Origin of the sequence: Pelagerythrobacter marinus, from assembly GCF_034375205.1 — a bacterium.
Taxonomy (GTDB): domain Bacteria; phylum Pseudomonadota; class Alphaproteobacteria; order Sphingomonadales; family Sphingomonadaceae; genus Pelagerythrobacter; species Pelagerythrobacter marinus.
In genome coordinates this window covers 1,267,184-1,280,346 of sequence record NZ_CP139719.1, presented here as the reverse complement: position 1 = coordinate 1,280,346, position 13,163 = coordinate 1,267,184, and the positions used below count along the sequence as shown (strand labels likewise).

Annotated in this window: 14 protein-coding genes, 1 tRNA gene and 1 other RNA gene; 10 read left to right on the top strand and 6 right to left on the bottom strand. The window is 69.1% G+C overall.

Features of this window, described 5'->3' with window-relative positions; all coding sequences use genetic code 11:
• Positions 1–77: 77 nt before the first annotated feature.
• The 4 genes from T8T98_RS06180 to tkt form a co-directional block, all read right to left on the bottom strand.
• A complete protein-coding gene (locus tag T8T98_RS06180) occupies positions 78–539 on the bottom strand; it encodes a PaaI family thioesterase (protein WP_251105753.1) in 462 nt (153 codons plus the stop codon).
• Positions 540–558: 19 nt separating this feature from the next.
• Positions 559–1,758: a phosphoglycerate kinase gene (locus T8T98_RS06175; protein WP_251105754.1), complete on the bottom strand. Its 1,200-nt coding sequence runs from the start codon at positions 1,756–1,758 to the stop codon at positions 559–561.
• A gap of 157 nt (positions 1,759–1,915) precedes the next feature.
• On the bottom strand, positions 1,916–2,923 hold the full coding sequence (gene gap / locus T8T98_RS06170) for a type I glyceraldehyde-3-phosphate dehydrogenase (RefSeq protein WP_160732762.1): 1,008 nt from the start codon (positions 2,921–2,923) through the stop codon (positions 1,916–1,918).
• A 14-nt stretch (positions 2,924–2,937) separates the two neighbouring features.
• Positions 2,938–4,923 carry a transketolase gene (tkt, locus tag T8T98_RS06165; protein ID WP_251105755.1) on the bottom strand — a complete coding sequence of 662 codons (1,986 nt, stop codon included), beginning with the start codon at positions 4,921–4,923 and terminating at the stop codon, positions 2,938–2,940.
• Positions 4,924–5,136: 213 nt separating this feature from the next.
• Here tkt and T8T98_RS06160 point away from each other — a divergent pair, with 213 nt between their 5' ends.
• From T8T98_RS06160 to T8T98_RS06140, 5 genes are all read left to right on the top strand, one after another.
• The gene (locus tag T8T98_RS06160; RefSeq protein WP_251105756.1) at positions 5,137–5,361 is read left to right on the top strand and encodes a hypothetical protein; all 225 of its coding nucleotides are present in this window, start codon (positions 5,137–5,139) and stop codon (positions 5,359–5,361) included.
• A complete protein-coding gene (locus T8T98_RS06155) occupies positions 5,358–5,831 on the top strand; it encodes a cell division protein ZapA (RefSeq protein WP_251105757.1) in 474 nt (157 codons plus the stop codon). Before T8T98_RS06160 ends, T8T98_RS06155 begins: the two co-directional genes overlap by 4 nt.
• Before the next feature lie 10 nt (positions 5,832–5,841).
• A non-coding RNA gene (gene ssrS / locus T8T98_RS06150) (6S RNA) lies at positions 5,842–6,012 on the top strand.
• Between the two features lie 28 nt (positions 6,013–6,040).
• Positions 6,041–6,610 (top strand): 5-formyltetrahydrofolate cyclo-ligase, encoded by a 570-nt coding sequence (locus tag T8T98_RS06145; protein WP_251105758.1) that lies wholly within the window; start codon positions 6,041–6,043, stop codon positions 6,608–6,610.
• Positions 6,610–6,825 carry a DUF2842 domain-containing protein gene (locus tag T8T98_RS06140; RefSeq protein ID WP_251105759.1) on the top strand — a complete coding sequence of 72 codons (216 nt, stop codon included), beginning with the start codon at positions 6,610–6,612 and terminating at the stop codon, positions 6,823–6,825. The genes T8T98_RS06145 and T8T98_RS06140 overlap by 1 nt, the downstream gene beginning before the upstream one ends.
• A 158-nt stretch (positions 6,826–6,983) precedes the next feature.
• Here T8T98_RS06140 and T8T98_RS06135 read toward each other — a convergent pair.
• Both T8T98_RS06135 and T8T98_RS06130 read right to left on the bottom strand, forming a co-directional pair.
• Positions 6,984–7,060, bottom strand: a tRNA-Asp gene (locus T8T98_RS06135).
• A 249-nt stretch (positions 7,061–7,309) separates the two neighbouring features.
• Positions 7,310–7,705 (bottom strand): EVE domain-containing protein, encoded by a 396-nt coding sequence (locus T8T98_RS06130; RefSeq protein WP_251105760.1) that lies wholly within the window; start codon positions 7,703–7,705, stop codon positions 7,310–7,312.
• Between the two features lie 205 nt (positions 7,706–7,910).
• Between T8T98_RS06130 and T8T98_RS06125 the strand changes: the two genes are divergently transcribed.
• The 5 genes from T8T98_RS06125 to T8T98_RS06105 are packed head-to-tail and all read left to right on the top strand — an operon-like array spanning position 7,911 to position 13,161.
• Positions 7,911–9,566 (top strand): putative bifunctional diguanylate cyclase/phosphodiesterase, encoded by a 1,656-nt coding sequence (locus tag T8T98_RS06125; RefSeq protein ID WP_160732755.1) that lies wholly within the window; start codon positions 7,911–7,913, stop codon positions 9,564–9,566.
• Between the two features lie 52 nt (positions 9,567–9,618).
• Complete coding sequence (gene dapF, locus T8T98_RS06120; protein ID WP_251105761.1) at positions 9,619–10,428, top strand: diaminopimelate epimerase; 810 nt, start codon at positions 9,619–9,621, stop codon at positions 10,426–10,428.
• Positions 10,410–11,603, top strand: coding sequence for a MiaB/RimO family radical SAM methylthiotransferase (locus T8T98_RS06115; RefSeq protein ID WP_251105762.1), 1,194 nt, complete (start codon positions 10,410–10,412; stop codon positions 11,601–11,603). The genes dapF and T8T98_RS06115 overlap by 19 nt, the downstream gene beginning before the upstream one ends.
• A complete protein-coding gene (ftsY, locus tag T8T98_RS06110) occupies positions 11,600–12,523 on the top strand; it encodes a signal recognition particle-docking protein FtsY (RefSeq protein ID WP_160732752.1) in 924 nt (307 codons plus the stop codon). The genes T8T98_RS06115 and ftsY overlap by 4 nt, the downstream gene beginning before the upstream one ends.
• The gene (locus tag T8T98_RS06105; RefSeq protein ID WP_160732751.1) at positions 12,523–13,161 is read left to right on the top strand and encodes an inner membrane-spanning protein YciB; all 639 of its coding nucleotides are present in this window, start codon (positions 12,523–12,525) and stop codon (positions 13,159–13,161) included. The genes ftsY and T8T98_RS06105 overlap by 1 nt, the downstream gene beginning before the upstream one ends.
• The last annotated feature ends 2 nt before the right edge of the window (positions 13,162–13,163 follow it).

Here is a 13,163-nt window from a genome sequence, read left to right as displayed (position 1 = left end):
CATACGAATGCGTCGGGCGGGCTTTAGCCAGCCCGCCGGGCCGCCGCAACCGCGCGCGGACCGGCGGCCGGCCGGCGTCAGTCGCGTCGCCCCGAAACCTTGCGAATAATGCCGTCGAGCCGCAGGACCGGCTGGCCGTCGGCCGTGACCAGCCCCTGGACGAAGACGGTCTTTCCCCCCGCCCGCACGACTTCGCCGCGCGCTTCGATCAGCTGGCCCACGCGCGCGGGATCGAGGAAATCGGCCCCGAGATGCAGCGTGACCCCGTGGCTGCCGCCCATCGCCTTGCGCGCGATGGTGAAGATCGCCGAATCGGCGAATGTCATCAGGCAGCCGCCGTGCATGAAGCCCGCGCCGTTCATGTGCCGCCGCTCGGCGCGGAAGGCGGTGACCATCGTCCCGTCTTCCAGTTCCTTTTCGTAGAACGGGCCGGTCCGCTCCTCGAAAGGATCGCCCTGCCAGCGCCACCACCCGGCCCACTCGCCTTCGGTCACCTCGACCAGGCCGTTATCGTCGCCGACAACCGGTGCTTCGCTCATCGCGTCTATCCCCGCCGGCTCAGCGCGCCAGGGCCGCCACGCCGGGCAGTTCCTTGCCTTCCATCCATTCGAGGAAGGCACCGCCGGCGGTGGAAACGTAGCTGAAGCCGTCGGCGACGCCGGCGTGGTTCAGCGCCGCGACCGTGTCGCCGCCCCCGGCGACCGAGGTCAGCGAGCCGTCCTGCGTCAGCGCTGCAGCGGTCTTCGCCAGGGCGACGGTGGCGGTGTCGAACGGCTCGGTCTCGAACGCGCCCAGCGGCCCGTTCCACACCAGCGTGCGGCAGGTCTTGAGCACGTCGGCCAGGGCCTCGGTCGCCTGCGGGCCGATGTCGAGGATCATCTCGTCCGACCCCACCTCGTGCACGTTGCAGGTGCGCAGCGAAGGCGGATTGGCGGCGAACTCGGTCGCCACGACCACGTCGTAGGGCAGGTGAATCGTGCAGCCGGCATGGTCGGCCTTGTCCATGATCGCATTGGCGGTGGCGGTCAGGTCGTGCTCGCACAGCGACTTGCCGACATCGACGCCCCGCGCGGCGAGGAAGGTGTTGGCCATCCCCCCGCCGATGATCAGGTGCTGGACCCGCCCGACGAGGTTTTCCAGCACGTCGAGCTTGGTCGAGACTTTCGCCCCGCCGACGACCGCGGCCACCGGGGTTTCCGGGTTGCCGAGCGCCTTGTCGAGCGCGGTCAGTTCCTTTTCCATGGCCCGCCCGGCATAGGCGGGCAGCAGGTGCGCCAGCCCCTCGGTCGAGGCATGGGCGCGGTGCGCGGCGGAAAAGGCGTCGTTGACGTAGAAATCGCCGAGCGTCGCGATCGCGCGGGCGAAATCGGGATCGTTGGCCTCTTCCCCCGGCCAGAAGCGGACGTTGTCGAGCAGGCCGATGTCGCCGTTGCGCAGGATCGACAGCGACTGTTCGACCACCGGGCCGGCGACTTCGGAAATGAACATGATCTCGCGGCCCAGCACCCGCTCGACGTCGCCCTGGACGAAGCTCGTGCTCAGGGTCGAGTGGCGTTCCCCCTTCGGGCGGCCGAAATGGGCGAGCAGAAGGACTTTCGCGCCCGCGTCCGCCAGTTCGAGGATCGTCGGCATGCTGGCTTCCACCCGCGTCACGTCGGTCGCGGAGCCATCCTTCATCGGCAGGTTGAGATCGACCCGCACCAGCGCGACCTTGCCGGTCACGTCTCCCAGGTCGTCGAGCGTCTTGAATTCGGGCATTCGGCGAACTCCGGTCCTTGCCCCCGGTTGCGGACAGGGGCTCGCGCACGGCGGCGCGGGGTGGAAGGGCACTGGTGAAACGTTGCGGGCGGCGGCGGGTGCCCTTCCGCCGGCCGCCGGCCGGCCCCTCCCCCGCGATCGGGGGAGGGATCGTGCCTTACAGCAGGCCCGCCATGACGCCGGCGGTGTCGATCATGCGGTTGGAGAAGCCCCACTCGTTGTCGTACCAGCTGACCACGCGCGCCAGCTTGCCTTCCATGACCGAAGTCTCGAGGCTGTCGACGGTCGAGCTGGCGGGGTAGTGGTTGAAGTCGCTCGAGACCAGCGGCTGGTCGGTATAGTCGAGCACGCCCTTCATCGCCCCGTCGGCCGCGGCCTTGAGCGCGGCGTTCAGCTCCTCCGCGCTGGTGTCGCGGCCCGGCGTGAACACCAGATCGACGAGGCTGACGTTCGGCGTCGGCACGCGGACCGAAGACCCGTCGAGCTTGCCCTTCAGCTCGGGCAGGACCAGGCCGACCGCGCGCGCGGCGCCGGTCGTCGTCGGGATCATGTTCTGCGCGCCGGCGCGGGCGCGGCGCAGGTCCTTGTGGATCTGGTCCAGCATCCGCTGGTCGTTGGTGTAGCTGTGGATCGTGGTCATGAAACCACGCTCGATCCCCACCGCGTCGTTCAGAACCTTGGCCACCGGGGCCAGACAGTTGGTGGTGCAGCTGGCGTTGGAAACGATGTCGTCGTCGGCGGTCAGCGTGTCCTGGTTGACGCCGAACACGATCGTCTTCGAGACGCCGCTGGCCGGGGCGGAGATCAATACGCGCTTGGCGCCCGCCTCGATATGGGGGCGGCTGGCCTCGTCCGACTGGAAGAAGCCGGTGCATTCCAGAACGATGTCGATCCCGTTCTCGCGGTGCGGCAGCTTGCCCGGCTCGCGCTCGGCCGTGACGTGGATCCGCTTGCCGTTGACGACCAGGTCGTTGCCCTCGGTCTCCACCGTGCCGGGGAAGCGGCCGTGCGTGCTGTCGAAACCGAACAGCAGGGCGTTGGACGCGGTGTCGGCCAGGTCGTTGATCGAGACAAGTTCGAGATCGTGGTCGTCACGCTCCAGGATGGCCCGCGCGACGAGGCGCCCGATACGTCCGAATCCATTGATCGCAACCTTGGTCGCCATATGACAAGCTCCTGCTAGCGGCCCAGGCGGGCCTTGATTTGGGGGACAATGGCTTCTGCGGTGAAGCCGAACTTTTCGAACAGGTCGGCCGCGGGGGCCGAGGCGCCGAACCGGTCGAGCCCGATCTGCAGCCCGTCGGTCCCGGTATAGCGCTCCCAGCCCAGCGTCGATCCGGCCTCGATCGAGACTTTCAGCGCATCGGCGGGGAGGAGATCGCTGCGATAGCTCTCGTCCTGCTCGGCGAAGAGTTCCATGCACGGCATCGAGACGACGTCGGCGCCAATCCCTTCCGCCTCCAGCGCATCGGCAGTGGCGCAGGCGACCTGGACTTCCGACCCGGTCGCGACCAGCACGACCTTGCGCCCGGCCTGCGCCGCGCGCAGGCGGTAGGCGCCGCGCGCGCTGAGCATCCCTTCGCCCGAATTTTCGGCGTTGCGCAGCTGCGGCAGGCCCTGGCGGGTGAGCGCGAGGACCGAAGGCGTTTCCTTCGCCTGGAGCGCGAGCTTCCAGCACTCGGCCGTCTCGATCACGTCTGCCGGGCGGAAGACGTTGAGGTTCGGGATCAGCCGCAGGCTCATCAGCTGTTCCACCGGCTGGTGGGTCGGCCCGTCTTCGCCCAGCCCGATCGAATCGTGGGTGAAGACATAGATCGCGCGCGTCTGCTGCAGCGCCGACAGGCGCACCGCGTTGCGGCAATAGTCGCTGAAGATCAGGAACGTCCCGCCATAGGGGATCACCCCGCCGTGCAGCGCCATGCCGTTCATCGCCGCGGCCATGCCGAATTCGCGAATGCCGTAATAGAGATAGCGCCCGCCGTAATCGTCGGCGGTCAGCGGCTGCATGGCCTTGGTCTTGGTGTTGTTCGATCCCGTGAGGTCGGCCGATCCGCCGATCATTTCCGGCACAAGCGGGGTCAGGACTTCCAGCGTCATCTCCGACGCCTTGCGGGTCGCGACGGTCAGGTCCTGCGCGAGCCATTCGGTGAAGGCCTGCCCGGCCTTGTCGCCCTCGGGCAGGTCGCCGGCCATGCGCCGCACGAATTCCGCCTTGCAGTCGGATGCCTCCAGCCGGGCGTTCCATTCGTTGCGCGCGGCCGCGCCGCGTTCGCCGGTGGCGCGCCAGTCTTCGAGGATGTCGTCCGGCACCTCGAACGGGGCGGCGGCCCAGCCCATGGCCTCGCGCGCGGCGGCCACTTCCTCGGGCCCGAGCGGCGCGCCGTGGACCGCGCTGGTGCCTTCCTTGTTCGGCGCACCCTTGCCGATCACCGTGCGGCAGGCGACGAGCGAGGGCCGCTCGTCGGCCAGCGCCTCGTCGATCGCGCGCTCGATATCTTCCGGGTCGTGCCCGTCGCAGGTCACCGTGTGCCAGCCGGTCGCGGAATAGCGGGCGCGGATATCCTCGCTGGTGGAAAGGTCGGTAGAGCCGTCGATGGTGATCGCGTTATCGTCCCACAGCACGATCATCCGGCCCAGCTTCAGGTGGCCGGCAATACCGATCGCCTCGTGGTTGATGCCTTCCATCAGGCACCCGTCGCCGGCGACCACCCAGGTGCGGTGATCGACCAGGTCGTTGCCGAATTCGGCATTCAGGTGCCGTTCGGCGATCGCCATGCCGACCGCCATGGCCAGCCCCTGGCCGAGCGGCCCGGTCGTGCATTCGACGCCGTCGAGCAGGAAGTTTTCCGGGTGGCCTGCGCAGGGGCTGCCCAGCTGCCGGAACTTGGAAATGTCTTCCATCGTCGGCTTGGCATAGCCCGACAGGTGCAGCAGCGAATAGAGCAGCATCGAGCCATGCCCCGCGCTCAGCACGAAGCGGTCGCGGTCGGCCCAGTCGGGCGCGGCGGGATCGAAGCGCAGGTATTTCGACCACAGCACGGCGGCGACGTCGGCCATGCCCATCGGCATTCCCGGGTGCCCCGACTTGGCTGCCTGCACCGCGTCCATGGACAGGGCGCGGATGGCATTGGCCATCGGCGCGAGGCGGGTCGGGTCGAGGCTCATGCGGGGTGGGCTCCTGCGGGCAAGTATTGTCGGTCTGCGCCCGTGACGATTCGGGCGCGAAACCCTTTGCGGACGCGGGGGCGCAGGTCAACAGCGGCCCGGCCGGCACACGCCGGGCCGGCCGCGCCCGCAGCCCGGCCCGCAGGCGCGGCGAGTTATCAACAGGCAGCGCCAAGGCTTTGCGCGGTCACGCATTTGCGATATTTTGGTCTTATGGCCGACCCGCGGATCGAAAGCGCCGTGCAGCGAATTGAAGCCGCCCTGGCGCGGATCGCCGCCGTGGCCGAAGGCGGGCCTTTATCCAGTTCCGAACCGGCCTGTTCCGAACCGGCCGATCCCGAAGGCACCGATCTCGCCGCGCGCCACGAACGGCTGACCGGTGCGGCGACGCGCGCGCTGGCGGAGCTCGATTCGATCATCGGGGCACTCGAACGATGAGCGAGGTGACGCTCACGATCGGCGGGCGCGACTACGCGGTGTCGTGCGCCGACGGGGAAGAAGCGCACGTCGCTCGCCTGGGCGCGGAAATAGACCGGAAATTTCAACAACTTGGCAGGAATGTCTCGACCAAGGACGCGCAGAACATGCTGTTCGCCGCGCTCCTGCTGGCCGACGAACTCCACGAAGCGCGCAAGGAGGGTGAGGCGCTTCGTTCGCAGGTGGAAGAAGCCGGGGCCGAGCGCGAGACCCTCGCCGCGCAAGTCGCCGAGGCCCGGCGTGCGGTCGAGGCGGCGCGGGTTGAGGCGGCGCGGGTCGAGGCTGCGGGGACCCAGCCGGCCGCGGCCCCACCGGCAGACGCCGCGCCCACCCTGTTCGACGACCCGGAGCTGGGCCCGGCCCTCGAACGTTTCGCCGACCTGCTCGAAACATGCGCCGACAAGCTTGAGGGCAAGGGGCCGAGCACCTAGATAGGCCCCGGCGGGACTGCCCGGCACGAGCCGTTTGAATATCCCTGAGGCTATAAGCAATCCAACGGGAGCTGTCCCTGCCCTGGTTCACTGGTTCGTCCGGGGGGCCGGGGCATACGGCGCCCACCTGACGTTTAGGCGTCAGAGGATTTCCCGGAAAACGACCCATGGTGGTTCCGCCACCCCGTTTCCCCGTTATGAGGCGAGGCATGACGAAGGCCGAACTCAGAAAGGCGCTGCGCGCCGCCCGGCGCGATCATGTCGCGGCCCTGCCCGAACAGGTCCGCGCGCTGGTGTTCCACCGGCCGCCCGCGCCCCTGCTGGACATGATCGCCGACCACGCCGTGATCGGCCTCTACCACGCCCGCGAGGCGGAAGCGCCGGCAGCATCATACGCCCGTTTCTTCGCCGAACGCGGGCACCGGATCGCCCTGCCCCGTTTCGGCGGCGAGACGGCGGCGATGGAATTCGCGCTGCATGGCGACCCTTTCGGCGAAAGCGATCTCGTCACCGGGCCGTTCGGCCTGCAGCAACCGGAAGAAGGCGCCGAGATCGTCGAACCGGACGTGCTGTTCATGCCGCTGGTGGGCTTTACCGCGCAGGGCCAGCGCCTCGGCCAGGGCGGCGGCCATTACGACCGCTGGCTCGCCTCGCGGCCCGCGACTGTGCGCATCGGCCTGGCGTGGGATGCCCAGTTGGTCGAAGAGCTGCCGGTCGAGCCGCACGATATGGCCTTGAACGCGATCGTCACGCCGACCCGCCTCCACGGGCCGTTCTGATGCGCGACCAACCGAGCTGGCGCCTCCCGGTCGGCATTCTCGCGCTCCTGGCCGGGCTGACCGTCTATGGCCTGCTGATCGCGCGCTACGTCCCCGACCTGATCGGCCACTGGCCGGCCTGGGGGCAGGCGCCCGTCTACCTGGCGCTGGGTGTTGCCTGGCTCCTGCCGCTGCGCCGCTTTCTCATCTGGATGGAAACCGGGCGCTGGGGATAGCGCCGGCGGGCATCGTCGCCTGACCGCGCCGGCGGGCATCGTCGCCTGATCGCGCCGGCGGGCATCGCCCCCTGACCACGACGTGCGTCGGCACGCGCGGGTCCGCGCGCCAGGGCGGCGGCGGTTGCGAGCGTCGATGTGCAAGAGAAAATCCCAAGTGGCGCGAGTGACGGGACTCGAACCCGCGACCTCCGGCGTGACAGGCCGGCGCTCTAACCAACTGAGCTACACCCGCGCATTCTCGGGCGGTGCGCCGCTTGGGAGCCGCGCCACTAGGGCAGGCCGCGGGGGCTGTCAATGCACTTGCGCGCGCCTTTTTCACAAGCGCGAAAAATGCCCTCGACAGCGCCCCCGAACCGCCGCCTGTGGCGACGCGGACGGCCCCGGCAGGAACGGATCGTCCGCCCGGGGGAGGCCGCCGGTGCGCCCGGCGCACCCCGAATCGCAGCCCCGGCGGCGTGGCCGCGATTCGCCTGCGCCGGGCCTATTGCGCGCCGGCCATGGCCAGGATCTTCGCCCATTCGTCGGGCCGGACCTCGGAAACCGACAGGCGCGACAGCCGCACCAGTTCCATCTCCTCCAGCGCGGGTTCGGCCTTCACTTCCTTCAGCGTCACCGGGCGCGGCAGCTTCTCGACCGGCTTGACCTTCACCGCCGCCCACTTGCCTTCCGGGTCGGTCGGGTCGGTAATGCCGGCCACGCTGATCTCGACGATGCCGACGATCTCCAGCCCGATGTTCGAATGGTAGAAGAAGGCCTTGTCGCCCACTTCCATCGCGGCGAGGTTGTTCTTGGCCCGGTGGTTGCGCACCCCGTCCCAGGTGCCCTCCCCCTCGGCCAGGAGATCGTCCCAGCTATAGACGTCGGGTTCGGATTTCATCAGCCAATAACGCGGCACCTCGTGCGCTCCTGTCCTTGTTTCGTGAAAGCAGTCGGCCTGCGGCGATAGCGGACCGGCCCTGTCGAGGCCAGCCGGCCGCCGCGTGGCGCCGCCCCGGCGTGGTTAACCGATATTTCAGCCCCTGCGGCCATAAGCCATCGGCAGGAACAACGAGGGGCTGGAGCGGCCGGGTGCCGCTGACACTATGGCGGCACGAGAGAACAACCGGCAGAACAGCCCGCGGGCGGAACGCGATCTGATAGCGATCGGCATCGCCGCGGCGGCCATCATCATGTTCGTCGGCACCGGCGGATCGGTCTTTCCCCAGGCGCTGCGCTCGTGGCTCGGATCGGGCGAGGCGCCCGACGTGCTGCTGGTCAACGCCCTGCTGCTCAACATCGCGCTGATCATCTTCGGCTGGCGCCGCTACAACGAGCTGATGGCCGAGATCCGCCAGCGTCGGGCGGCGGAGGAGAAAGCCCGCCAGCTGGCCCAGACCGACCCGCTGACCGGATGCCTCAACCGCCGCAGCCTGCCCCCGGCGACCGACGCGCTTGTCGCGCGGCATCATTCGGACGACCAGGCCGTCGCCTTCACGATGATCGACCTCGACAATTTCAAGCGGATCAACGACGTCAACGGGCACCTCGCCGGCGACGAGGTCCTGCGCGAGACCGCCCGCCGGATCGTCGCCCTGGCCCCGGCCGAGGCGCTGGTCGCGCGGCTGGGTGGGGACGAGTTCGCCTGCGTCGTGCCTTACGACGCGGCGCAGCCCGAGCGGCTCGACCGGCTGGTGCAGCGCATGATCGAGACGATCGCGGAGCCGATCGCGGTTTCGGAGCACGAAGTGGAGGCGACCGTTTCGGTGGGGATAGCGACCACCCGCGCCGGCCACCCCGACGCCGCGGAGGCGCTGGACGGGCAGGAGCTGATGCACCGCGCCGACATCGCGATGTACAATGCCAAGAAATGCGGCAAGAACGGCTATTGCTGGTTCGAACCGCAGATGGAAAACGAGCTGCAGTTCCGCAACGCGCTGGAAACCGGCATCCGCGAAGGCCTCGTGAACGGGGAATTCGTCCCCTATTACGAACAGCAGATCGACCTCGAGAACGGCGAGCTGACCGGTTTCGAGATGCTGGCCCGCTGGCACTCCCCCCGCCTCGGCGTGGTCGCGCCCGACGTGTTCATCCCGATCGCCGAGAGCATGGGCCTGATCGCCGAGCTTTCCGAACAGCTGATCGAACAGGCGCTGGAAGACGCGAAGGAATGGGACGCGGACCTGACCCTGTCGGTCAACATCTCCCCGCTCCAGTTCAACGACCCCTGGTTCCCGCAGCGGCTGCTGAAGCTGCTGGTCAAGGCGAACTTCCCGCCCCAGCGGTTCGAGATCGAGATTACCGAGAGCTGCCTGCACGACAATGTCGCGCTGGTGCGTTCGATGATCGTCAGCCTCCGCAACCAGGGCATCAAGGTCAACCTCGACGATTTCGGCACCGGCTATTCCAGCTTCGCCCAGCTGCGTTCGCTGCCGTTCGACCGGATCAAGATCGATCGCAGTTTCGTGTCGGCGATCGGCCGCGAAGGCGGGGCCTCGCAGATCGTCAACGCCATCGTCTCGCTCGGCCAGGGGCTGGGAATGCCGATCACGGCCGAGGGGATCGAGGACGACGAGACGCTCGACAACCTGCGCGCGCTGGGCCAGCTCAAGGGCCAGGGCTATATCTACGGCCGGCCCGAGACGATCGAGCAGGTGCGCGAGCGCCTGGAAGGCCTCGGCCGCCTGGCCCGGCCGGCCGAGCCGGTCGATGGCGCGGGCGCCGCCGAACTGGCCAGGGAGGCCGCGCGCAAGAAGGCCTGACCGGGCCCATGGCACTGGACGCGCCCCCGCGCGGCGCATAGATGCGCGGGAAATGCGCGTACCGTTCATCAAGATGCATGGCCTGGGCAACGATTTCGTCGTGCTCGACGCGCGGCGCGATACCCTGCCGGCGATGACGGGCGCGCTGGCCGCGCGCATCGCGGACCGGCGCACCGGGATCGGCTGCGACCAGCTCATCCTGCTCGAACCTTCCGATTGCGCCGATTTCCGGATGCGGATCGTCAATGCCGACGGCAGCGAAGTCGGCGCCTGCGGCAATGCGACCCGCGCGGTTGCCCTGCTCCACGGCGCCCCGGCACGGATCGAGACCGACGGGGGCCTGCTCGCGGCCGAGCCGCGCGAGGGCGGGGCCACGGTGGACATGGGCCGGCCCCGGTTCGGCTGGGACGAGATTCCCCTCGCCTACGCGATGGACACCCTGTCGATGCCGGTCGGCTGGGACGGGCTGGAAACGCCCGCCGCGGTGAACGTGGGCAACCCCCACGCGGTCTTCTTCGTCCCCGATTGTGACGCGGTGGTGCTGGAATCGCTTGGCCCCCGGATCGAGAACGACCCGCTGTTTCCCGAGCGAGTCAACGTCAACGTCGCCACGGTCGAATCGCGCAGCCGCATTCGCCTGCGGGTGTGGGAACGCGGCGCGGGGCTGACGCGGGCCTGCGGCACCGGCGCCTGCGCCACCGCGGTCGCGGCGATGCGCCGGGGGCTGGCCGACCGCGCGGTCGAGGTGGTCCTGCCCGGCGGCCCGCTGGATATCCGCTGGGGCGAAGACGGCCGCATCGCGATGACCGGGCCGGCGCGCGAGGCCTATCGCGGCACGTTCGAATGGGACGATTTCGCATGACGGGCGGCGCGCAGGTCATCTCGCTCGGTTGCCGGCTGAACATTGCCGAGAGCGAGCGCATCCGCGCCATGCTGTCGGGCGAGCGCGACGTCGTGGTGGTCAACAGCTGCGCCGTCACGGCAGAGGCGGTCCGCACGACCCGGCAGGCGATCCGGCGCGCCCGGCGCGAGCGGCCCGACGCCCGGCTGCTGGTGACCGGCTGCGCCGCCGATGTCGAGCGCGACCAGCTTTCCGCCATGCCCGAGGTGGACGGGCTGGTGGCGAACCGCAGCAAGCTGGACCCGCGGGCCTGGAACGCGCCCGAACGCACCGAACCGGTGCCTGCGCGCCGCACGCGCGCCTTCGTCGCCGTCCAGAACGGCTGCGACCATGCCTGCACGTTCTGCATCATCCCGCAGGGCCGCGGGCCAAGCCGCTCGCTCACCGTGCCCCAGGTCCTGCGCGAGGTGGAACGCCACGTCGAACAGGGCGCGCCCGAAGTGGTCCTGACCGGGGTGGACGTCACGTCGTGGGGCCACGACCTGCCCGACCGGCCGCCGCTGGGCCGGCTCGTGGCGGCGATCCTCGAGGCTTTTCCCGAGCTGCCGCGCCTGCGCATGTCCTCGCTCGACGGGGTCGAAATCGACGCGGAACTGTTCGACCTCTTCGCCGGCGAGCCGCGGTTGATGCCGCACCTGCACCTCTCGCTCCAGCACGGAAACGACCTGATCCTCAAGCGCATGAAACGCCGCCACTTGCGCGCCGACGCACTGGCCCTGGTCGGCCGGCTGAAGCGCGCGCGGCCCGAGATCGCGATCGGGGCGGACCTGATCGCCGGCTTCCCGACCGAGACGCAGGCCGCGCACGAAGACAACCTGTCGATCGTGCGCGAGCTGGAGATCGTGCACGGCCACGTCTTCCCCTATTCGCCCCGCCCGGGCACCCCGGCCGCGCGAATGCCGCAAGTCGCGCGCGAGACCGTGAAGCAGCGCGCGGCGCAGTTGCGCGCACAAGTCGCCGCGGTGCGCGATGCCTGGCTGGACCGGCTGGTCGGCACCGAACAGGTCGTCCTGGCCGAGAGCGACGGCACCGGCCACGCCGCCAATTTCGCGCGCCATGCCCTGCCCGCCGGAACGGCCGGCGGCGAGATCGTAACCCTGACACCCCGGCATCACGAGAAAGGCCTGCTCCTATGAGCGAGACGAGCTGGAGCGAGCGGCTCTTCGCGGGTTTCCGCAAGACATCCGACCGCCTTTCCACCAACTTGACCGGCGCGGTCGGCACGGCCCGGCTCGACGATGCGACGCTCGACGACGTCGAGGACGCGCTGATCCTGTCGGACCTCGGCCCCTCGGCCGCGGCGCGCATCCGCGCCCGCCTGGCGGACAAGCGTTTCGGGCTGGAGATTTCCGAGCGCGAACTGAAGGAAGCCGTGGCGGAGGAGATCGCCGCCATCCTGCGCCCCGTGGCGCGGCCGCTGGAAGTCGTGGCCTTTCCGCGCCCGCAGGTGATCCTGGTGATCGGCGTCAACGGCAGCGGCAAGACGACCACGATCGCCAAGCTGGCGCACTGGTTCCAGGAAGACGATTACGAGGTCATGCTGGCCGCCGGCGACACTTTCCGCGCCGCCGCGATCGGGCAGCTGGCCACCTGGGCCGAGCGGATCGACGCGCCGATCGTGCGCGGACCGGAAGGCGGCGATCCGGCATCGGTCGTGTTCGACGGGGTCAAGGCGGCAACCGATCGGGGGACCGACGCCCTGATCGTCGACACCGCCGGCCGCCTGCAGAACAAGCGCGAGCTGATGGACGAGCTGAGCAAGATCCGCCGCGTGCTCGGCCGCCTCAACCCCGAGGCGCCGCACGACGTCGTCCTCGTGCTCGATGCGACCAACGGCCAGAACGCGCTGAGCCAGATCGACGTGTTCAAGGAAGTCGCCGGCGTCACCGGCCTGATCATGACCAAGCTCGACGGGACGGCGCGCGGCGGCGTGCTGGTCGCGGCGGCCGAACAATATGGCCTGCCGATCCACGCGATCGGCGTGGGCGAGAAGATATCCGACCTGAGGCCGTTCGATCCCGACCTGGTCGCGCGGGTCATTGCAGGAGTGGCCTGATGGGCGAACAGAAACAGAAATCCGGCTGGCTCAACATCCTGGTCGATTACGGCCCGCTGCTGGTGTTCCTCGGCGTCTACAAGTTCAATGCCCCCGCGGAATCGAGCGCGCTGGGCGAAATCGCGGCGGTGATCCGCGGCACGATCGCCTTCATGGTCGCGGCGGTCGTGGCGCTCGCGTTCTCGAAATGGAAATTCGGCCGCGTCTCGCCGATGCTCTGGCTCTCGACCGCGCTGATCGTCGGCTTCGGCGCGCTCACCATCTGGCTGCGCGATGAAAGCTTCATCCAGATCAAGCCGACGGTGATCTACCTGCTGTTCGGGACCGCGCTGCTCATCGGCTGGCTGCGGGGCAAGGCCTTGCTCGAGATCCTGCTCGGCGCCGCGTTCGAGGGGCTCGACGCGCAGGGCTGGCTCAAGCTGTCGCGCAACTGGGCGTTCTTCTTCTTCGCCCTTGCCGGCCTGAACGAAGTGCTCCGCGCCAGCCTGTCGTTCGAATCCTGGCTCTGGGCCAAGCTCTGGGTGTTCCTGCCTCTGACGTTCCTGTTCACCTTCACCCAGATCCCGATGCTGCTGCGCCACGGGCTGGCGGCCGAGGGAGTAAAGGAAGAGGAACGGACCCCGCCACCGACCGCCTGACC

Excerpts from the sequence above, each read along its gene's own strand:
- T8T98_RS06180 (WP_251105753.1), bottom strand. The coding sequence starts at position 539 with ATGAGCGAAGCACCGGTTGTCGGCGACGATAACGGCCTGGTCGAGGTG.
- T8T98_RS06175 (WP_251105754.1), bottom strand. The coding sequence starts at position 1,758 with ATGCCCGAATTCAAGACGCTCGACGACCTGGGAGACGTGACCGGCAAG.
- gap (WP_160732762.1), bottom strand. The coding sequence starts at position 2,923 with ATGGCGACCAAGGTTGCGATCAATGGATTCGGACGTATCGGGCGCCTC.
- tkt (WP_251105755.1), bottom strand. The coding sequence starts at position 4,923 with ATGAGCCTCGACCCGACCCGCCTCGCGCCGATGGCCAATGCCATCCGC.
- T8T98_RS06160 (WP_251105756.1), top strand. The coding sequence starts at position 5,137 with ATGGCCGACCCGCGGATCGAAAGCGCCGTGCAGCGAATTGAAGCCGCC.
- T8T98_RS06155 (WP_251105757.1), top strand. The coding sequence starts at position 5,358 with ATGAGCGAGGTGACGCTCACGATCGGCGGGCGCGACTACGCGGTGTCG.
- T8T98_RS06145 (WP_251105758.1), top strand. The coding sequence starts at position 6,041 with ATGACGAAGGCCGAACTCAGAAAGGCGCTGCGCGCCGCCCGGCGCGAT.
- T8T98_RS06140 (WP_251105759.1), top strand. The coding sequence starts at position 6,610 with ATGCGCGACCAACCGAGCTGGCGCCTCCCGGTCGGCATTCTCGCGCTC.
- T8T98_RS06130 (WP_251105760.1), bottom strand. The coding sequence starts at position 7,705 with ATGAAATCCGAACCCGACGTCTATAGCTGGGACGATCTCCTGGCCGAG.
- T8T98_RS06125 (WP_160732755.1), top strand. The coding sequence starts at position 7,911 with ATGGCGGCACGAGAGAACAACCGGCAGAACAGCCCGCGGGCGGAACGC.
- dapF (WP_251105761.1), top strand. The coding sequence starts at position 9,619 with ATGCGCGTACCGTTCATCAAGATGCATGGCCTGGGCAACGATTTCGTC.
- T8T98_RS06115 (WP_251105762.1), top strand. The coding sequence starts at position 10,410 with ATGGGACGATTTCGCATGACGGGCGGCGCGCAGGTCATCTCGCTCGGT.
- ftsY (WP_160732752.1), top strand. The coding sequence starts at position 11,600 with ATGAGCGAGACGAGCTGGAGCGAGCGGCTCTTCGCGGGTTTCCGCAAG.
- T8T98_RS06105 (WP_160732751.1), top strand. The coding sequence starts at position 12,523 with ATGGGCGAACAGAAACAGAAATCCGGCTGGCTCAACATCCTGGTCGAT.